The sequence below is a fragment of the Desulfosediminicola ganghwensis genome, from assembly GCF_005116675.2.
GTDB lineage: Bacteria > Desulfobacterota > Desulfobulbia > Desulfobulbales > Desulfocapsaceae > Desulfopila > Desulfopila ganghwensis.
Genome location: NZ_CP050699.1, coordinates 666,733 through 685,528, shown reverse-complemented (window position 1 = coordinate 685,528; position 18,796 = coordinate 666,733). Strand labels below are relative to the sequence as shown.

The 18,796-nt window shown below is 51.0% G+C and carries 17 protein-coding genes; 4 read left to right on the top strand and 13 right to left on the bottom strand.

Features of this window, described 5'->3' with window-relative positions; translation table 11 throughout:
- Nucleotides 1-186: 186 nt before the first annotated feature.
- On the bottom strand, nt 187-1,308 hold the full coding sequence (locus FCL45_RS02925) for a glycosyltransferase (protein ID WP_136796128.1): 1,122 nt from the start codon (nt 1,306-1,308) through the stop codon (nt 187-189).
- 209 nt (nt 1,309-1,517) lie between these two features.
- Between FCL45_RS02925 and tsaA the strand changes: the two genes are divergently transcribed.
- Complete coding sequence (tsaA, locus tag FCL45_RS02920) at nt 1,518-2,231, top strand: tRNA (N6-threonylcarbamoyladenosine(37)-N6)-methyltransferase TrmO (RefSeq protein ID WP_136796129.1); 714 nt, start codon at nt 1,518-1,520, stop codon at nt 2,229-2,231.
- Nucleotides 2,232-2,249: 18 nt separating this feature from the next.
- Here the strand turns inward: tsaA and lptC are convergent, their stop codons facing one another.
- The 4 genes from lptC to FCL45_RS02900 are packed head-to-tail and all read right to left on the bottom strand — an operon-like array spanning nt 2,250 to nt 6,074.
- Nucleotides 2,250-2,828: an LPS export ABC transporter periplasmic protein LptC gene (gene lptC, locus FCL45_RS02915; RefSeq protein WP_136796130.1), complete on the bottom strand. Its 579-nt coding sequence runs from the start codon at nt 2,826-2,828 to the stop codon at nt 2,250-2,252.
- On the bottom strand, nt 2,825-3,535 hold the full coding sequence (locus FCL45_RS02910; protein ID WP_228721434.1) for a KdsC family phosphatase: 711 nt from the start codon (nt 3,533-3,535) through the stop codon (nt 2,825-2,827). The genes lptC and FCL45_RS02910 overlap by 4 nt, the downstream gene beginning before the upstream one ends.
- 30 nt (nt 3,536-3,565) lie before the next feature.
- A complete protein-coding gene (kdsA, locus tag FCL45_RS02905; RefSeq protein ID WP_136796131.1) occupies nt 3,566-4,411 on the bottom strand; it encodes a 3-deoxy-8-phosphooctulonate synthase in 846 nt (281 codons plus the stop codon).
- A 4-nt stretch (nt 4,412-4,415) separates the two neighbouring features.
- Nucleotides 4,416-6,074, bottom strand: a complete 1,659-nt coding sequence (locus FCL45_RS02900; protein WP_136796132.1) for a CTP synthase — start codon at nt 6,072-6,074, stop codon at nt 4,416-4,418.
- A gap of 254 nt (nt 6,075-6,328) precedes the next feature.
- Here FCL45_RS02900 and msrB point away from each other — a divergent pair, with 254 nt between their 5' ends.
- Nucleotides 6,329-7,324, top strand: a complete 996-nt coding sequence (gene msrB / locus FCL45_RS02895; RefSeq protein WP_136796133.1) for a peptide-methionine (R)-S-oxide reductase MsrB — start codon at nt 6,329-6,331, stop codon at nt 7,322-7,324.
- Between the two features lie 42 nt (nt 7,325-7,366).
- Here the strand turns inward: msrB and FCL45_RS02890 are convergent, their stop codons facing one another.
- Both FCL45_RS02890 and FCL45_RS02885 read right to left on the bottom strand, forming a co-directional pair.
- Complete coding sequence (locus tag FCL45_RS02890) at nt 7,367-8,089, bottom strand: YkgJ family cysteine cluster protein (protein ID WP_136796134.1); 723 nt, start codon at nt 8,087-8,089, stop codon at nt 7,367-7,369.
- A gap of 43 nt (nt 8,090-8,132) precedes the next feature.
- Nucleotides 8,133-8,324: a hypothetical protein gene (locus FCL45_RS02885; RefSeq protein WP_136796135.1), complete on the bottom strand. Its 192-nt coding sequence runs from the start codon at nt 8,322-8,324 to the stop codon at nt 8,133-8,135.
- A 268-nt stretch (nt 8,325-8,592) separates the two neighbouring features.
- Here FCL45_RS02885 and FCL45_RS02880 point away from each other — a divergent pair, with 268 nt between their 5' ends.
- Nucleotides 8,593-9,249, top strand: a complete 657-nt coding sequence (locus FCL45_RS02880; protein ID WP_136796136.1) for a DUF2959 domain-containing protein — start codon at nt 8,593-8,595, stop codon at nt 9,247-9,249.
- Nucleotides 9,250-9,376: 127 nt separating this feature from the next.
- Here FCL45_RS02880 and FCL45_RS02875 read toward each other — a convergent pair whose 3' ends face one another.
- Both FCL45_RS02875 and FCL45_RS02870 read right to left on the bottom strand, forming a co-directional pair.
- On the bottom strand, nt 9,377-10,267 hold the full coding sequence (locus tag FCL45_RS02875; protein ID WP_136796137.1) for a phospholipase C/P1 nuclease family protein: 891 nt from the start codon (nt 10,265-10,267) through the stop codon (nt 9,377-9,379).
- A 345-nt stretch (nt 10,268-10,612) separates the two neighbouring features.
- Nucleotides 10,613-12,259, bottom strand: coding sequence for a hydantoinase/oxoprolinase family protein (locus FCL45_RS02870; RefSeq protein ID WP_136796138.1), 1,647 nt, complete (start codon nt 12,257-12,259; stop codon nt 10,613-10,615).
- A gap of 379 nt (nt 12,260-12,638) precedes the next feature.
- Between FCL45_RS02870 and FCL45_RS02865 the strand changes: the two genes are divergently transcribed.
- The gene (locus FCL45_RS02865) at nt 12,639-13,451 is read left to right on the top strand and encodes an enoyl-ACP reductase FabI (protein ID WP_136796139.1); all 813 of its coding nucleotides are present in this window, start codon (nt 12,639-12,641) and stop codon (nt 13,449-13,451) included.
- 78 nt (nt 13,452-13,529) lie between these two features.
- Here the strand turns inward: FCL45_RS02865 and speB are convergent, their stop codons facing one another.
- The 4 genes from speB to speA are packed head-to-tail and all read right to left on the bottom strand — an operon-like array spanning nt 13,530 to nt 18,785.
- Nucleotides 13,530-14,417 (bottom strand): agmatinase, encoded by an 888-nt coding sequence (gene speB / locus FCL45_RS02860; RefSeq protein ID WP_136796140.1) that lies wholly within the window; start codon nt 14,415-14,417, stop codon nt 13,530-13,532.
- The gene (gene nspC, locus FCL45_RS02855; RefSeq protein WP_136796141.1) at nt 14,414-15,592 is read right to left on the bottom strand and encodes a carboxynorspermidine decarboxylase; all 1,179 of its coding nucleotides are present in this window, start codon (nt 15,590-15,592) and stop codon (nt 14,414-14,416) included. The genes speB and nspC overlap by 4 nt, the downstream gene beginning before the upstream one ends.
- Before the next feature lie 5 nt (nt 15,593-15,597).
- A complete protein-coding gene (locus FCL45_RS02850; RefSeq protein WP_136796142.1) occupies nt 15,598-16,815 on the bottom strand; it encodes a saccharopine dehydrogenase family protein in 1,218 nt (405 codons plus the stop codon).
- A gap of 47 nt (nt 16,816-16,862) precedes the next feature.
- On the bottom strand, nt 16,863-18,785 hold the full coding sequence (gene speA, locus FCL45_RS02845) for a biosynthetic arginine decarboxylase (protein WP_136796143.1): 1,923 nt from the start codon (nt 18,783-18,785) through the stop codon (nt 16,863-16,865).
- Nucleotides 18,786-18,796 lie beyond the last annotated feature (11 nt).

Genomic DNA, 18,796 nt, shown 5'->3' with positions numbered 1-18,796 from the left:
CTGAACCGATAGAATACAGAATTCGATTGTTGATGATGTCTGATACGCACATCATGATTCTGTATTTCGACAAAATGTTCATGGGATATTGGTATTAGTGATGCAGCGTAAAAGACTCTTCGTAAAAGTCAAGTGTGTCGTCTCTCTTCGGCGATTTTTCGGTAACTATTTTGTCGATCTGTAAAATCACCTGCAATAGTTGAGCAGAATGTCGGCAACCTGGTCCGCACAGTTGTTCTCTGCAGGCCGAGGTCTTGGCTCCTTCACAGAGTTATCGATCAAGTTCAGCCACCTGCCCTCGATAAAGTCTGTATCGTTTATTACCTTGCCCTTGAGTGTTGTTGTAACGAAGTTGGCAAGTATTGCTGATTCGGCGAAAAAGGGCCGGTCTATGCCAATGACCCGGGTGCCTGCCTGGAAACATTCGGCAATAGTTGAGTATCCGCTTTTACAGATTACAAGGTCAGCGGCCGCAATCAGGTCCGGATGATAATAACCTGAGTCGTGGCACAGGCTCATGACGTTGCCGGCAATACGTTTTTGTTCGGGCTGACCTGCAAGAAGAAAGAAATAATCTTTGCGTTCAAAGATCTCGGTCCAGAGGGAGAGTGAAAAATTGAAGCCTCCCATGGAGACCAGGATCAAGTGACGGTCGCCCACACAAAATTCTTCTTTTATGTTTGCTTTGATTTGAGCGGGGCTGGCGCTGCTGAATCGAAAGATCGGGCCGCAACGTTGCGCGGTTGAAGTTGGGACACATACCGGTTCAGTCTGGATGTGGTGGGTGGCTTTAGTGTAGATTGATCTCAGCGTTTCGATATGCGGCACAATTTCAGGAAAGGAGGCGGCGAATGGCTTATATATCCAGTCCCAGGTGAAATTTTCAACAAGCACTGACGGGATATTGGCGGCTGAGGCTGAGACTATTCCGAGCGGGGAGATGTCCGAGAGAACGGCTGAACACCCGGCCAGCTTTTCTGCCACAGAGTGAATATGTTGAGGAGAAAGTGGAAACAGTCTGTCCAGAGCCTTTATGGTGGCGGGAAGGTCTGCTGTCAGTGCGTCACGCTGGATGAGACCTACATCGTTTTCGATAGGGATAATGGTGAAATTTTTTAACGACTCCTCAAAGAGGTGGGCGGGGGCGGTGGTGAAGAGCAGTAATTCCAGATGCGGGCACTTTCTTTGTGCCGCCTGCAGAATTGCTATTGACCGGGTGGAGTGGCCAAACCCATGGGCGGTAATACATGCTGCAAGACGAACCGGCTTCTGACTTGAGGGTGCGAAACTGTCGTGGGGTGAGTTCACTTTTGCTCCTCAGGCTGCTGTGGTATTATCCGGCCGGTGTGGACGGAAGAGGATTTCCATATCCTGAATTACTTCCAGTAATGGTTGTAATAGTATGGAAATGTGATGAAAGATACCCTTTTGGGAATTGCTGAGCAAGTATGGGGCACCATGGTATCTGGTGTTCTCTTTTATATTTTTGAATGTGGTCAGGGAGCACGACGTAGAAAATGTCTTCATACAATGTCGAACCAATTGGTGTAATACACTCTTGCTACTCCGAAAAATTCGGGGTACCCAGGCAGCCCCGGCTGGTGACGGCCGCCAAAGGTATTTTGCATTTTTATCCTGATTTTGGGCGACCCGAGATGTTCAATCAGTTGGATAAGTTCACTCATATCTGGATCATTTTTCTCTTTCACGAAACGGTGGCAGAGGGTTGGAAGCCCACAGCAAGGCCTCCTCGCCTGGGGGGACAGAAGCGGGTTGGCGTTTATGCAAGCCGAAGCCCCCACAGGCCCAATCACATCGGCATGTCTGCGGTTCGTCTTGAAAAGATAGTGAAGGATGACGGGCCGGTCAGGCTTGAGCTTTCCGGGGTTGATCTGCTCGATGGTACGCCGGTACTGGATATCAAGCCATACGTACCATACTCAGATGTGGTCGATGAGGCTGGTTGTGGTTACACATTTGATCCCATCCCGAAGGTTGAACTGCGAATAGCTCAGCAGGTGGAGGATTTTTGTCGACAATATCAGCATGAGACCGGCCGGGAATTGCGGGAACTTATTGTTCAGACTCTGCAATATGATCCGAGGCCCGCAAGCCAGCGTGCAGCGGTGCGGGAGTTTGGGGTGCTGCTCTGGGACGTGAATGTTCGCTGGCGCGCAACAGGGAATGGTTTTGAGGTTTTCAGCTGTGAGCAGGCCGGGGCTTGTGGTTGATGCGGCCTTTTCCGTTCATCACGAAGAAATAGAGCCTTCAATCAGGCAGAGTACCCGACCTTCCATTTCGTAGTACCCTTCGGCCATATCATAATCGAAGGATGTACCATCTACCTGGATACCCTCACCCTCTATCCGGGTGGGGCCGGGGCAATGAACTGTCTGATCCTTGTCGTTGTAATAAAACAGGTCTGTGTAGAGGTTCTGGTCATCCTTCTGCTTGGTTATGACCACATCGTCCATCAGGGTGAGCACTTCACTCTGGCCGTCAAAGATACCTCTTTTGGCGACGACATTGGTAATATCTCCAGACTCATTGAAGATATCCGCATCGACCTTGTCCAGCATATATTCGCCGGTCTTTTCCGTTGTAAATGCAGATACTGCACGGATCTCAGCGGTAATCCTGCCGTTTTTGCTCTGGACGATTTTGACCTGCTCCATGTTGAAATTCTGGGACTGCTCTTTACCGGGTATCGACTCGGAGTCTGCACCGCCGCGAGGCGTGAGAAAGTTGCCCACCGGTATTTTCCAGGCCGGAAAAGAGAATATCAGTGCCAGGGGTACAAGCCAGATGAGGTTTCGTCGTTTGATCATCCCAAAGTGTATTGTCTGAGCAGTTTCTGGTGATCGCCGCGCGCTTTAAGGATGAGATCACAGCAGTCACGAACAGCACCGTGGCCGCCGGGGCGTGATGTGATGTAGTGTACCACACTCTTGAGTTCATCGGCACCATTGGCCGGGGTTACGGCCAGCCCCACCTGCTGCAGCAATATGAGATCGAGCCAGTCATCTCCCATGTAAGCGACTTCAAAGGGTTTGATGCCTGTGCTTTTCAGAATCTCCTTGAACGCCTCGTTTTTCTTTCTGGCGCCCTGGTAGATATGGGTGATGTTAAGCTCATTTGCCCGACGTTCGACCATGGCTGATTTTCTCGCAGTGATAATACCTGTTTCGAGTCCCGCCTGGTGCAGCAGGGAAATTCCAAAGCCGTCCTGGGTATTGTATGCTTTACATTCTTCACCGTTGCTGGTGTAGAGTAGAGCGGCGTCGGTAAGAACACCATCGACATCAAGCAACAGCAATTTGATGTTTTTCGCTTTTTCAAGAACGAGGGGATCAATACCTGAGAGGGAGTTCAATTCTCGTTCGCGGGCCATCTTGCGGTACCCATCCATGACTTCACAGTCTGATGGATATGCTCCCGGCGGTTGTGGGGTACAGGACTCTGTCATGGGGAATGTAAATTTTTTCCTTGTATGCGAAAAAGGCTGAACCGCTTTCTTATAGTGCAGTTCAGCCATATGATTCGTGCTGTGATCCTGGGTGACCGGCTAACTGGTGGTCACCGCCTGGCGAATTTTTACCAGTTGGCGTAACAGGTCTTCCATCTCTGCCAGAGGGATTGAGTTCGGACCATCGCAGAGCGCCTTTTCAGGCTCTGGGTGGATCTCCATAAAGAGCCCGTCAATACCGGCGGCAATTGCAGCCCTGGTCAGGGGGGCAATGAACTCACGTTGTCCGCCGGAAGAACCACCGGCACCACCTGGAAGTTGCACGGAGTGCGTCGCGTCAAAGACCACCGGGCAGCCAAGTGAGCGCATTACCGGCAGGGAGCGCATATCGACAACCAGGTTATTGTAACCAAAGCTTGCCCCGCGCTCGACCAGCATCACCTTCTCACTTCCAGATTCACGTAACTTATTGACTACGTTTTTCATATCCCAGGGCGAAACGAACTGCCCCTTCTTGACGTTGACCGGCTTACCGCTTTTGGCGGCTGCAGCCAGGAGATCTGTCTGGCGACAAAGGAAAGCCGGAATCTGGATGATATCGAGAACCTCTGCGGCGGGTTCGACTTGGTGTACCTCATGGATATCAGAGATTACGGGCACCTGCAGGTCTTCACGGATTCTGCCGAGAATCTCCAGACCGTTCTCCAGACCAGGCCCACGGTAGGAGGTGATGGAGGTTCGGTTCGCCTTATCGAATGAAGCCTTGAACACGAAGTTAAGGCCGAGGCGTGAACACATCTCCTTCATGGTGGAGGCAACTTCCCTGGCGAGCTCTTCGGATTCCAGGGCACAGGGGCCGCCGATCAGCATCAGGGGTTGGTCATCACCGACGAGGAAATCTTCGCCGGTGGGACCGGAAACGGTCACAGAATTGACATTTATCATACTGTTAGCAACTCTTTTTCTTGGCCAGTGCTGCGCTGATGAAATCCTTGAACAGCGGGTGCGGCTTCATTGGTTTAGATTGGAACTCCGGATGGAATTGGCAACCAAGGAACCAGGGGTGATCGCTTATCTCAACGATCTCAACCAGGTTATTGTCTGGCGACGCACCTGAAATGCTCAGTCCTTTTTCCTCGAGCACATCCCGATACTCGTTGTTAAACTCAAAGCGGTGTCTGTGGCGTTCGAAGATTTCCTTAGCCCCGTATGCGGCATGGGCAAAGCTCTCTTCCTTGAGCACACATGGATACGCTCCAAGGCGAAGGGTACCGCCCATGTCTGAAGTTTCGTCCCTCACCTGGGTTTTCTGGGTCCTGTAGTCGAACCACTCTTTAATCAGGTAAATGACGGGATCCGGAGTCTCCGGGGAGAGTTCGGTGGAGTTTGCAGCGGTAATACCAGCTACATTTCTGGCATACTCGATGGTGGCGAGCTGCATACCGAGGCAGATTCCAAAAAATGGGATCTTGTTCTCACGGGCATAGGTGATGGCGTTGATTTTTCCTTCTGCGCCACGTTTGCCGAAGCCACCCGGAACGAGAATACCATCGCATCCCTCAAACATTTCTGCCGGATCATTCACTTCGAGATCTTCAGCGCTGATGTAGCGCAGGTCAACCTTGATACCATTGGCAAGACCACCGTGAACAAGCGCCTCATGCAGACTCTTATACGACTCTGTCAGATCGACATACTTGCCGGTAATGGCGATGGTTACGCTGTCTTTCGGGTTTTTGATGGTGTGAACCAGGGCTTCCCAGGGCTTGATGTTGGGCTGGCCAGTCCAGACATTGAGGAGTTCAAGAATCTTGTTATCCAGCCCCTCGCGATGCAGGTTGATCGGCAACTCGTAGATGGTATCGCAGTCTATTGCCGTGATAACAGCATCTTTATCAATGTTGCAGAACAGTGCGATTTTTGCCTTTAAACTCTCATCAAGAGGAACTTCGGTGCGGCAGATGAGTACATCCGGCTGGATGCCGTCTGCCCGCAGCTCACGAACCGAGTGCTGGGTAGGTTTGGTTTTTACCTCACCGGCGGTTTTGATGTAGGGAACGAGGGTGAGGTGCACGTACAGAGAGTATTCTCTGCCGAGATCACCACGCAGCTGACGGATTGCCTCGATAAACGGCAATCCCTCGATATCGCCTACGGTGCCGCCGATTTCGATAATTGCAACGTCGACGCTGCCATCAAGCTGCAGTACCGCTGCCTTGATTTCGTCTGTGATGTGCGGAATAACCTGGACGGTGCCGCCAAGATATTCACCGCGACGCTCTTTAGAGATGACAGAGTGATAAATACGCCCGGAAGTGTAATTATTCATCTGCGCCATGACAGCATTGGTGTAGCGCTCGTAATGCCCCATGTCGAGGTCGGTCTCTGCACCATCGTTGGTTACATAAACCTCACCATGCTGGAACGGGTTCATGGTACCCGGATCGACATTTATGTAAGGGTCGAGTTTTTGAAAGGTTACTGTAAGGCCACGGCTTTCGAGTAATGCTCCGAGGGCAGCAGAGGCTAAGCCTTTGCCCAGGGAGGAGAGTACACCGCCGGTGACGAAAATGAACTTGGTCCGTTTAGTATTTTGTGTCGTTTTCATGTCCGGCACTATATCAATCGAGGCTTCATTTTTAAATAGAAAAATGGTGTGATCTTACGAAAGACGTAATCAAAAAAAACACCGAATATGTAACATATTAACAGAGTGGCATTTTGTGTTAAGAAACGATGGCTTGAAGAGATCCGATATAATGCATAATCTCTAACACCAGGGATGGAAAATATCGTCCATCGTAACCACGACATTATCAATGTGTGCATTCTTTAGCGATAATGCAAATCGGAGCAGATCTCATGTCACACGATAATCAAAGATTTCAGAAAGCACTTTTTGGTGGCGGCTGCTTCTGGTGCATGCAGCAACCCTTCGAGATTCTTGACGGGGTGGTCGAGGTAAAAGTCGGTTATGCCGGTGGTGATGAACCGGAACCGCATTATGAAATGGTGGCGTCAGGTTTGACTTCGCACCTGGAGGCGGTGCAGATTGTCTATGATCCGGAAAAGGTTTCCTACTGGCGACTGGTTGAGGTTTTCTGGCGTCAGATAGATCCGACAGATGGGGGTGGCCAATTTGCCGATCGCGGCAACCACTATAAAACAGTCATCTTTTACCTCAATGATGTGCAGAAGTGGATTGCTGAGCGATCACTGCTGAGGCTGGAGAATTCAGGCAGGTTTCAGCGACCGATAGTGACCGAAGTCCGTGCAGCGAAAACTTTTTATCCGGCGGAAGAATATCACCAGGGCTACTATCTGAAAAATGCCAATCACTATTCGTCATATAAGACAGGTTCCGGCAGAGCAGGTTTTTTAGAGCAGGTCTGGGGCAGTGAGCCGGATATTTATGTGATTCCGAAAGATAATGAGCTGCGGCAGCGACTTACCGCTCTTCAGTTCGAGGTGACAAGGCAGGGGGGGACCGAACCGTCATTTGCCAATGAATACTGGGACAACAAGGAACCGGGAATCTATGTCGATGTGGTCTCCGGGGACCCACTTTTCAGTTCAACCGACAAGTATGATTCGGGTACCGGCTGGCCGAGTTTTGTCAGACCGATCGTTCCTGAGTGTGTGACTTTCAGGGAAGACAGGTCGCTTTTCAGCGTGCGGGTGGAGGTGCGAAGTGCCAAAGCTGATTCACACCTGGGCCATCTCTTTGTCGATGGCCCGGAACCGACGGGCAACAGGTATTGCATCAACTCGGCCGCTCTCCGTTTTGTTTCAGCCGAAGAGCTTGAATCGCAGGGGTATGGTGATTTCCTTTATCTCTTCAGGAACGCCTCAAGTTAATCCGGCCCACTGTCGCTTCATGAATGGAGTTCTCGTGAATTATCATGCTGCGCCATTGAGAATAGCTTCAACAGTTTTACCCTCGATTTTTGCGTTGAATACTTCTTCCAGCAGTGGAGCTACCTCCTGGTAATCATCAGGTCCAAGCAAAAAACCTGGAAGCGGTTTGGCTTTCAAAGTTTGCAGGCGGCAGTTGTCAGCAAGGGAAGGATCTTTGAGATGGCGCCGAATGTTCTGAAATTTTGATATGTCCAGCATGGCTGGCAGAACATCAAGCATATTCCCCCAATATTCAAACTGGCCAAGATGTTCGATAAGCTGGCTGACCGCTGTTGAGGCTGCGAGGTGTTTGTTTTCCACCAGAGCCGGCCGGCTGGGAGTGCACCGCTCTTGTGAGAGAAAACAGCGGCAACTGAATGGGCGAACTTCGTAGATGGTACAACTGCCACTTTCCAGGAAAGGGCAGGCCTGAACAGGTTCAGTGCAGCTTTCTTCAGGCGGTTCATCGCCGTTAAGGCAGATCTGTGCGTATTCGTTCATTGTCTGCGATGGATGGAAAGGCATCACCCGGGCGCTCAGTTTTTCGGCGAACCATTGCTCATTGCCGTGACTGATAACATGGTTGAGGATTTGTGCACCTTCGAGTGCGGTAATGGTCACATTTTGGGTGCAGCAGGTAGCGCATCCCTGGGTGCAGGCCCACCGCTCGACAGCCGTCCATTCGGCAAAAGCCGTATAAATAATTTCGAGTATCCGTTTTTTCATCTCTGTACAGCCTTTTTCGTTTTGTCGAGCGTAGAGTTATTTCTCATTCCCCAGGCTCACCCTTGTTGGTCTTGTCACCTTCTTTCTCTGTATCCACTTCAACATAACCGGTTCCCAGGCAGTCAGGACAGTCATCCCAGTCCATCACAAACCGGCTCACGCCACGAAAAAAAGAAATCTGGCCAGAACCGCCGCAACCATCACATGTTTTTTTCTTACGGTTGTTTTTATCCATAGCTTTTCCTTGGAGCAATCAGTTCGGGGGCAATGAGCTGCGATCAGGGTACCACCGTTTCACCATTATAGGAAAGAGATGAAGATATTGCATGAAAATGCGTACCCCTCAAAAAAAAGAAGAGGCAAGATCCGTTGGGTAAACCTCAGCTTTGCACAAAGGACAATTGGCTGGTATCATGACGGATCTTTGGAGTCGTTGAATGTTCGGTGAAAATAAATATCAGGCTGATTGTTGCTCTCAGCCATGGGGGGATGAGTGAATTACTATGTACAAAAGAAATAATAACCAATTGTTATGGGTTTTGGGTGTCGGGCTGGTGTTGGCTCTCTCAGGCTGTTCCGGGACATACTACAGTGCCATGGAAAAGGTGGGGATTCATAAACGCGATATTATGGTGGACAGGGTTGAAGGTGCCCGGGACGCCCAGGAGGATGCCCAGGAGCAATTCAAGTCTGCGCTTGAGCAGTTTAACTCAGTGGTCCAGCTGGAAGAGACTGACATCAAGCGGGCATACGATAAGCTCAACAGCGAATTTGAGGCGAGCGTGGAGGTTGCTGACGAGGTTCGCAGTAGAATTGATAAGGTTGAGGACGTTGCTGAAGATCTCTTTGCGGAGTGGGAGGAAGAACTGGAGATGTACCAGAATCGTGAGCTTCGCAATTCGAGCAGGGAAAAGCTGCAGAAGACCAGGGCCCGCTATCGTGAGATGCTTTCCAGCATGAGGCAGGCTGAAAAGAGTATGGACCCGGTTCTGAGAATCTTTCAGGATAACGTATTGTACCTGAAACACAATCTGAATGCTCAGGCCATTGGTTCACTGCAGGGTGAGTTTGCTTCACTCAAAGGTGAGATCGACAGGCTGGTCAGCAAGATGAACCAGTCCATCGAGGAATCGAACAGGTTCATTGAGCATATCAAGTAACAGCTAGAGCGGTAGGCACTCAGTTTTAAAGGCCCGACCCGGGAGGGTTTGCCCTGTTTCGGGCCTTTAAGATGTAATCGGCAACGTGTTTTCTTTATTCAGGCAGAATGTGCATGACAATTTCGGGCTAGCAGAGTGGTCGTAAATCAGGCTCGAGCAGGAACAGGGTCCGCAGGCTGTTGACCAGCATGTCGCGAACCAGGTTTGTGCAGAACTTTTCATAGACTTCATTTTCGATGATAAAAGTATCATCACCAGACTGTATTTCACCAACTGTGCCAAAGTGCTTACCCAAAGGGCCAAAACTGCCGAAGCCGCCGATTGTGCATTCAGTTGGGTAACCGTTTTTATGCTGTGTTGACTTGTCAGCCCAAAAGTAACTCCAGGGCAGGTTGCAACGCACGCCGTTTCTTTCTGTTTGAAAGCTGGAGTTTTCTGATTTGAGAAACTGCAGTGTTTTTTGCCCTGCCTCCATGTAAATGTCAACAACTGTGGTGTCGGCCGGTGGTGTCAAGTTGGCTGGGCTGAACTGCAGATTGGCCGAGATGGTGTTGATGTTCATGTCGTCAGCCAGATAAATTTTGTTCAGGTATGTCTCAAAGCTGTCAGCGATAAGAGGCCCATGATATACAGGCACAACATGTGATGGTGTGGACATATCCTGGATATGATGGAGGACTCTGCCCAAGAGTTTGAAGACATCCCTTTTTGATTGTTTGCGTACCTCATGCAGCATCTCTTCGCTACGTTTTCTGAGTATGTAATCTGAAGAAATATGGAAGGTGAGCGGCTCCATAAAAGACCAGATCGGTTCCTGCAATGTCGAGCGTTCAAGGTTGTGCGGGGCAAAGTGCCAATTGGTGGCCCTGGTATAAATTGGGCTGATGTCTGCATCTTTGGAGCCGTCCTGAATCAGGCTGGTATGCTGAAGAAGCATTGGGGCTACAGGACTTTGAGACATCCTGACAAATTGCCGCACGGCTTCGGCTGTGACGCGTAAATGGTCGAAAGCCTTCATTTTTAGTGGTATCTCCTTTTCCCTCCGGTCGAGAAGGGCGTGATGGGGTAAAGAAACCGGATCAATATTCAACAAACTCTACTTTTACGTTCTTACTATTATCTGGCAAAGAGGGGACCTTTTTGCCGTAATTGGCGGGAGGTCTTGGAGTAAAGCGTGGTGAAAGGCAGACAGGCCAGGTTGTCAGAGAAGCTGAAAACAGAGCAGAAGTATGTAAGGAATTACAGAAATACGCGCGGGAGGTGAAATTGAGCTTGTCAGGCTATTTCGTTAAAATGACCACCGGGCTCTGAAAGAGCCCGGTGAAAAATATTTGAAAAAATTTTTCATTGGATGTGCAGCGATTCATTTCTTCACAGAGCTACGCATACCAATGGTGGCGGCACCGATGGCGTTGCCTACTTCACAGTTGTCAGGAAAAGTCACTTCTGTTCCAAGTCTTTCAGCAACGGCGGGCAACAGATATCTTGCCGCTGCACCAATACCTATCATGGGAATCTTGATTGAGAAATTGACGCCAACAACCGGGTGCTCATAGCGTTGAGAGAGAAAGCTGGTGAGCGATTTTCCCCAATAATGTTCAATAACATAGTCGAGTATCAGGGTTTCAATTGTATCCACAGCCCTGGCAATGATGAGCTCGCTGAACCCTTCTGCGTCCAGGGAGAGATACTGTCCAAGTATCCGGGCCGCACGTTCCGCAGCGCTGCTGTCGCCGAGATGGATCTTCCCGAGCACATGCAGAGCATCTGTCGGAGTGAAGCCGCACTCATATATCTGTTGCAGGTTAGCCATGCGCTCCAGCTTCTTTTCCAGGGTAATGCCGGCGATCCCGGTATGTTCTCGAAGCTGCCAAGGCGTTGCCGGTCCGTTTTGGGTAAGGAAGGCGGTGATGTTGTCTGCCTGTCGGAGATCGGCAGGTATTTTTTCAAGCCGGCTGATAATCAGCTTTGAGCGGTCTTCCTGGCCAAGCCAACACTCTACTCCGGGAAGATCTCCGGCCATCGATATTGGCACAACCCGCTTGGGACCGAGCTGAACATTGCCCTTGGCATCAACAATGGCGTGGCTGTCACCACCGATGCCATGGGTCATCATATCCACCGCCTCGACATGGGTTTTCCAGCCACCGATCTGACACCCTTCACTGGAGAGGGTGGGAGCACCGTTTTTGATCATGGCGATATCGGTGGTGGTGCCACCTACATCGATAACCAGGGCGTCGCCTTCTGTGTGCATTGCACCGAAATGGGCGGTACAGGCGGGGCCGCTTGCCACTGTGCTACCGGCAAAATGTGTGGCTTTTGTCGAGTCGATCGTTGACCCGTTGCCGCTGACAACGAAAACGGGACAGTTGAGTTCAAGCTGTTCCATGGCCTCACTGACACCGTCCAGATAGTTCTGCATCACGGGCATCAGTTTAGCGTGGAGTCCTGCGGTTGCGGCGCGCTCGCGCATCCCGGCGATATCACTGGTTCGATGTGAACAGAATACCGGTTTGGGGTCGATCATGCTGATAGCTTTTTCAGCAACCAGTTCATGGGTTGGGTTTTTTATCGACATCGCCGAGCAGACACCATAGGCGTCGACCTCGTTGCGAAGGCCCTGGACGATCTCGAGCAGGTATTCGAGATCAAGCGGCTCTTCTTCGGCTCCGGTGATGGTGTGGCCCCCTTTGATGTAGATGACCGCTTTTACCGGCAGTTTGAAATGCTTGACATAGCCAATCACCAATAAGGCAACCCGGGCCCCCTTGTTTTCAACGACTGAGTTCGTGGCGAGGGTGGAGGAGACGACGAGTGATTCTACCTGATCCGGTAAAATGTTACTCTGCCGAAGGAGGGCGCCCAATGTTTCACCTGTGCCAAGAGCCAGTTGCTGGTGGGTGGTTGGTTGTTTGGCCGAAGCAATAATTTTTCCTGTCTCTTTTTCAAGGAGGACACCATCGGTGAAGGTGCCGCCGGTATCGATACCGATTATGTATGTGCTCATGGAAACCGTACTCTTCTAGTTATATCGAAACCATGTCCAATACTCTGACACGGAACAGTTCTTTCAGGGTTTTGGTTCAATCATCAGGGTGTCATGCGGTTCATATAACGTAATCATACCGGAAAGAACAGTATAAAAAGGAGCTAAGAGTTTGCTGGGGTAGGCACATTGCCCCAGCAATTTGTTATTTGGGGGAAATTAATGCTTTGATGCAGACGAACGGAGTGAAGTGAGGTGTCTCATGAGATGATTGAGTGAAACCCAAATGCCTCCACCGCTCTCCCCGTCAGGTCTGTAGTTGTATATTGTTATCAGCATCTCCCTGGTGTATTGTAATTTGATACTGACCTGAACTTTAACCCTTAATTTATTGAACCTTATGAGTTTTCTGGATGTAGCCGGCAAGTCGTTTGTTGTTTTCGGCCTGGCTAATAAAAAATCTGTCGCCTGCGCCATCGCCCGAACCCTTGTTGCGGAAGGTGCAGAAGTTATACATGTTGTCCGCTCCGAGGAGCGAAGAAAGACAGCGAAGAAGCTTTTCCCCGACTCCCCCGTTTTTCTGTGCGATGTGGAGGATGAGGAAAATATTATCAGAGTGCGGGATGAAGTTGCCCGGGAGTTGGAACGCCGTGGTGGAATAAAGCTGAGCGGTTTGGTGCATTCAATCGCATTTGCCAATTATTCCGAAGGGCTTAAGCCTTTTCACGAGACCTTGAAGAAGGACTTTCTCCAGGCGGTAAATGTTTCCTGTTTTTCATTTATCAGCATTTCAAATCATTTCAAGGAGCTGCTTGCAGAAGATGGCTCAGTGGTGACCATTTCGATCTCCACCACCCGTATGGCGGCCGAGAATTATGGCTATATGGCGCCAATCAAGGCGGCACTGGACTCTTCACTCTGTTTCCTGGCCAAGAGTTTTTCGGCCTTTTCCAAGGTTCGCTTCAATGCGGTGGCACCCGGGTTACTGAAGACTTCAGCTTCAGCCGGTATCCCCGGCTATGTGGACAGTTACCTCTTTGCAGAAAAAGTCATCCCCCGAAAGCAGGCACTGACCACCCAGGAGTCGGCGAATACCGCAGCCTTTCTGCTCTCGCCGAGATCTTCGGGCATCAACGCCCAGACTATCGTGGTAGATGGCGGAATGGAAATTAACTATTTTGATAAAGAGATTATCAAAGGTGCTGTGGGCTGATACGTTTGGGTACATGAAAGGATCCCGGAGCCAGCATGACTCCGGGATCCTGCAATAACTTCCGCATTTGCGGGGCTGCTAACTCAGGTTGTGGTACCGCCTGTTCCTGTCACTTTTCACCAGATAGCCCATCATATTATAGACCAGTTGCGCGGCGGTAAATCCGTTGCCATGCAACTGCGGGATCGGTGCGAACTCGACCATGTCAAAGCCTATGCAGACACGGCTCTCCATGATCTGTTCAAGCAGCCACATGGCCTGATACCAGCTGAGGCCACCAGGCACCGGCGTGCCTGTAGCGGGCAGCAGGGCGCTATCCAGTCCGTCGATATCAAAGGTGATAAAAACCTTTTCCGGGAAATTATCGGGAAGATTCAGGTCGTGACCATTTCTCCAGATATCTTCGGCATCCCGATACGCTATATCATGTTCTTGTCGATAATCACGCTCTTCTACAGAGTAGCTGCGAGTGCCCAGCTGGTAGATGGGGATTCCCTGTTCGTGGATTCGCCGCATAACACAGGCATGGCTTAACTCTGAGCCTTGATAGCTGTTGCGAAGATCTGCGTGGGCGTCAAACTGGATGACCCCGAAATCTTCAAAATGTTTTTTGAGGGCTGGGATGACGCCGCAGGTCACCGTGTGCTCACCACCGATAATCACAGGGATTTTGTTCAGCCCAAGAGTCGCGTCAACACCCCTTTCGATGTTTGCCAGCACCTTTTCGCATCTGCCGGAACAGTCTACCGGAGGCGCTGTATAGAGGCCATATTCGGCCGGGACCACGTCGAGGGTAAGCAATTCAAGCTGGCAGGAGGCCTCAAGGGTTGCCGCCGGTCCTGCCGAAGTACCGGCTCCATAGGACACCGATTCTTCAAACGGAACGGGCAGTACATGGAAGAGAGCATCCTCAGGCTTTGAGGGTTCCACATCCTCACCATGAAAACTCGGCATTTCCTGGTTCATGCTATCCGGCTCCTGTAGTCAGAGTAGTCAAAGCTGCGTATAAGTTTCGGGCTGCCGCTTGCGAGCGAGCAGGTGTAGAGCGAAGGCAACTCAACGCCATTGAAGGTGTTGTTTTTCACAAATGAGTAGAGTGCCATATCGGTCAACACCAGACGCGTTCCGGCTTTGAGTGGTTCGTTGAAGGAGTAGTCACCGACAATATCCCCGGCCAGGCAGGAGATACCACCCAACCGGTAGGTGTGCGGGTGGTCATCGGGGGCGCCTCCGCCTATCACATGGGGACGATAGGGCATAGCCAATACGTCGGGCATGTGGGTTTCGGCAGAGGAATCGAGGATGGCGATATCAACACCGTTATGCATGGTATCGACCACGCTGGTGACAAAGACACCGGCGTTGAGCACTACCGCCTCACCCGGTTCGAGGTAGACCGGAATATTGTTGTGGCGGGCGCGAAACTCATTAATGGTTTTGCACAACAAATCGAGATCATAATCTTCCCTGGTGATGTGGTGGCCACCACCGAAATTTATCCACCGCATCTTGCTGATTGCTTCCGGGAACCGATTCTCAAAACTGTTCAGAACCCGAACCAGTACGTCGGCTCCTTGTTCACAGAGTGCGTGAAAATGCAGTCCGCTGATGCCGGAGAGATCCACGTCTGCAAGATCTTCGGGGCTTACCCCAAAACGGGAGCCTGGCAGGCAGGGATTATACAGATCAATTTCAACCTCGGCGTGGCCGGGGTTGACCCGCAGGCCGATTTCAATATTGCGCCCGGAAGTGGCAATGCTGTCTCTGTGGGTGTGCCACTGATGGATGGAGTTGAACAGGATGTGGTCAGAAAAGCGGATGACCCGCTCCATCTGGGCAGTGGTATATGCCGGTGCATAAGTGTGTACTTCCCTGCCGAATTCTTCCCGGCCGAGCTGGGCCTCAATCGGGCCACTGGCACACACGCCGTGCAGATATTCCCTGATAAGGGGAAAGACAGCAGGCAGGGCAAATGCTTTCAAGGCAAGCAGGACCTTGGCTCCGGTGCGCTCCTGCACCGAGGCCAGGATCCGGCAATTGCGGCGAACCGCATCCTCACTGATGAGATAACAGGGAGTGGCGACCTGGTCTGTGATGCTTTCAGGAAAGTCGGCCAGAGTTTTTTTGTCGATGCGGTTCATAGTTGCTATTCGGGAAGTTCGCCTTCAAAATCAATCACCTGCCAGGGCAGCCCGTTTTTGTTGAGCTCGTCCATGAAGGTGTCGGGGTCAAGCTGCTCGACGTTGAAGACACCTTGACCTTTCCAGATGCCCTTCAGCATCATCATGGCACCAATCATCGCCGGCACACCGGTGGTGTAGGACACGGCCTGGGACTGCACTTCCTGGTACGCTTCAGCGTGGTCGCAGATATTATAGATGTACTTCTTCTGCTGAACGCCATCCTTTTCACCCTTGAATACACAGCCGATAACGGTTTTGCCGCTGTAGTTGCTGCCCAGGGAACCCGGATCGGGCAGAAGCGCTTTTAAGAAGCGGATCGGCACGATCTTCTGGCCTTCATACTCCACCTCATCGATACGGGTAATACCGACATTTTCAAGCACCTTCAGATGAGTGAGATACGGCTGGCCAAAGGTCATCCAGAAGCGAATGCGTTTCAGCCCCTTAATGTGTTTGACCAGTGACTCCATCTCTTCATGGTAGAGCATATAGCTCTCGCGGGGACCGGCCACGGGGTAGTCGAAGGTAAAGTGCACGCAGTCGTCGTTTAAGATAGCAGGGGTTTCTATCCACTCACCATCATGCCAATGGCGCACAGTCTGGGTCACTTCGCGGATGTTGATCTCCGGGTTGAAGTTAGTGGCGAATGGGTGGCCGTGGTCGCCTGCGTTACAGTCCAGAATATCGATGGTTTCGATGGAGTCGTAGAGATGTTTCTGGGCCCAGGCACAGAAAATATTGGTAACACCCGGATCAAAGCCACAACCGAGGACGGCCATCAGCCCTTTTTCCCTGAACTTGTCCTGGTAAGCCCACTGCCAGCTATATTCAAAATGAGCGGTGTCTTCAGGCTCGTAGTTGGCGGTATCGAGATAGTGCACCCCACACTCCAGGCAGGCGTCCATGATGGTAAGATCCTGGTAGGGCAGCGCGACGTTGATAACCAGCTCCGGTTTGACCCTGTTCAGGAGTTCAACCAGTTTCGGAACCTGGTCAGCATCAACCGGGGCGGTGGATATCTTTACGCCGTACAGTTTGTCCACTTCCCGGGCGATGGCGTCGCACTTTGAAACCGTGCGGCTGGCCAGCCATATGTCGGTGAAAACTTCATTGTGCTGCGCACATTTCTTGGCCACCACATTGCCGACTCCGCCGGCTCCGATAATGAGTACCCGTGACATACTATTCTCCTTTATGAAGATACCGTAGTTTTCTGATGTACTGCGGCTTATTCTTTTTCAAAATAGGTATAACCTCTCAGGCCTTCGTCGAATTTTGAGAGGATGGATTTACGCTCCCGCGGGGTGATGAAACCCTTGTGGATAGCGTTTTCAGCGATAAGCTTGAGCCGGTTCTTTATGGCCCGCAAGTCATATTCAACATAGGAGAGCACATCGGCGACCGAGTCGCCTTCGAGTTCCCTGATAAACTTGTAGCTGCCGTCATCGTTGACATGGATTGAGACAACATTGGTGTCGCCAAAGAGGTTGTGCAGGTCGCCGAGGGTCTCCTGGTAGGCGCCGACCAGAAAAATGCCAAGATAATACTCTTCACCATTTTTAAGCGGGTGGAGCATGATAGAACGTTTATCCTGTGAGACGTCTGGGAAATTCACTATTTTGCCATCAGAATCGCAGGTGATGTCGGAAATGATCGCAGGTCGTGTAGGCAACTCATTCAGTCGGTGAATCGGCATGGTGGGGAAAATCTGGTCGATGGCCCACACATCCGGTAACGATTGGAAGAGGCTGAAGTTACCGTAATAAATATCATAGATCAGCTTGTTTATTTTCTGTACATCTTTCGGTATGTGGCTCAGTCCTTTTGAAATCTCGGATATTTTCAAGAGGGTATGCTGAACGAGGTTTTCGGCCAGTGCCCGCTCCCGAATGGTGATGTGACCGTGTTTGAAGAGCTGACGTGCCTGGCTGCGATAAAACAGGGCATCATTGCAGCACTCCTGGATGTTTTTGACTTCGACCATATTATAGGTGGCCATCAGGTTTTCGAGCAGGTCGTTGTCAACCACCGGCAGCTTCTCCGGAATGGGCATTGGCTCGAATGAGCTGATATCCAGAATGTTGAATAAAAGCAGAGAGCAATAGGCAACAATGGCCCGGCCAGACTCGGTGATGATGGTGGGGTGGGGAATATCGTTTTTATCAAGTACCGTTATGATGGATTCGATGATGTCTGAGCAGTACTCTTCTATCGAGTAGTTTCGGCTGGAGTGGGTGTTGGTATTCGAGCCATCGTAATCCACAGCGAGGCCACCCCCCAGGTCAAGATATCCCATGGGTGCTCCTTCCTTGACCAGCTCCTCGTAGAGGCGGCAGGCCTCCATGGCACCGGCGCGGATATCGGAGATGTTCGGAATCTGGGAGCCTATGTGGTAGTGGAGAAGCTGCAGGCAGTCGAGCATATCCTCATCTTTGAGACGATCGATGGCATTGATGATATGACTCATCGAAAGCCCGAAAACGGAGGCATCACCACCAGACTCGGTCCACTGGCCCTCGGCCTGGGTGGAGAGCTTGATTCGAAAACCTATGGCCGGTTTAATATCGTGGAATTTCGCCCGCTCAATGATCAGTTCCAGCTCGCCGGGCACCTCGATGACGAAAAAAACCTGATACCCCATCTTGATTGCAAAAAGACCAAGGTCGATGAATTCCTCATCTTTATATCCATTGCAGATCAGGCAGGCGTTGCGGTTCTGTAGCATGGCGATGGCTGCTATGAGTTCTGACTTGCTGCCCGCCTCCAGGCCGTGGTTGAACTCTTTGCCAAACTGACTGATAGCCTCTACCACCTGTTCCTGCTGGTTCACCTTTATGGGGAAGACGCCTTTGAATATGCCCCGGTAGTTGTTTTCCCTGATGACCTTGCGAAAGGTTTCGTGCAGGAGCTTGATCTGGGAGCCCAGGATATTTTCGATGCGGAGCATCACCGGCATGGACAAACCACGGTCTTCAACTTCCCGGGCTATTTCATGAAGACTCAGTTTGGGGCCGTTATCGGCACCTGCGGGAGTGACGACAACGTGACCGTTCTCATTGATTGAGAAGTAGCCCGCTCCCCACTTGTCTATTCCATATTGTTCCGTGGCCTTGGCAATTGTCCAAGGTGACGTGGTGCTATCCTGACTCATTTCAAGACCTC

Bases quoted from the DNA above. Each gene is read 5' to 3' on its own strand.
- FCL45_RS02890 (WP_136796134.1), bottom strand. From the start codon at position 8,089: ATGAAAAAACGGATACTCGAAATTATTTATACGGCTTTTGCCGAATGG.
- kdsA (WP_136796131.1), bottom strand. From the start codon at position 4,411: ATGATAAATGTCAATTCTGTGACCGTTTCCGGTCCCACCGGCGAAGAT.
- FCL45_RS02875 (WP_136796137.1), bottom strand. From the start codon at position 10,267: ATGAAGGCTTTCGACCATTTACGCGTCACAGCCGAAGCCGTGCGGCAA.
- lptC (WP_136796130.1), bottom strand. From the start codon at position 2,828: ATGATCAAACGACGAAACCTCATCTGGCTTGTACCCCTGGCACTGATA.
- FCL45_RS02900 (WP_136796132.1), bottom strand. From the start codon at position 6,074: ATGAAAACGACACAAAATACTAAACGGACCAAGTTCATTTTCGTCACC.
- speA (WP_136796143.1), bottom strand. From the start codon at position 18,785: ATGAGTCAGGATAGCACCACGTCACCTTGGACAATTGCCAAGGCCACG.
- speB (WP_136796140.1), bottom strand. From the start codon at position 14,417: ATGAACCAGGAAATGCCGAGTTTTCATGGTGAGGATGTGGAACCCTCA.
- FCL45_RS02850 (WP_136796142.1), bottom strand. From the start codon at position 16,815: ATGTCACGGGTACTCATTATCGGAGCCGGCGGAGTCGGCAATGTGGTG.
- FCL45_RS02865 (WP_136796139.1), top strand. From the start codon at position 12,639: ATGAGTTTTCTGGATGTAGCCGGCAAGTCGTTTGTTGTTTTCGGCCTG.
- FCL45_RS02910 (WP_228721434.1), bottom strand. From the start codon at position 3,535: ATGGCTGAACTGCACTATAAGAAAGCGGTTCAGCCTTTTTCGCATACA.
- FCL45_RS02885 (WP_136796135.1), bottom strand. From the start codon at position 8,324: ATGGATAAAAACAACCGTAAGAAAAAAACATGTGATGGTTGCGGCGGT.
- FCL45_RS02880 (WP_136796136.1), top strand. From the start codon at position 8,593: ATGTACAAAAGAAATAATAACCAATTGTTATGGGTTTTGGGTGTCGGG.
- FCL45_RS02870 (WP_136796138.1), bottom strand. From the start codon at position 12,259: ATGAGCACATACATAATCGGTATCGATACCGGCGGCACCTTCACCGAT.
- tsaA (WP_136796129.1), top strand. From the start codon at position 1,518: ATGTCTTCATACAATGTCGAACCAATTGGTGTAATACACTCTTGCTAC.
- nspC (WP_136796141.1), bottom strand. From the start codon at position 15,592: ATGAACCGCATCGACAAAAAAACTCTGGCCGACTTTCCTGAAAGCATC.
- msrB (WP_136796133.1), top strand. From the start codon at position 6,329: ATGTCACACGATAATCAAAGATTTCAGAAAGCACTTTTTGGTGGCGGC.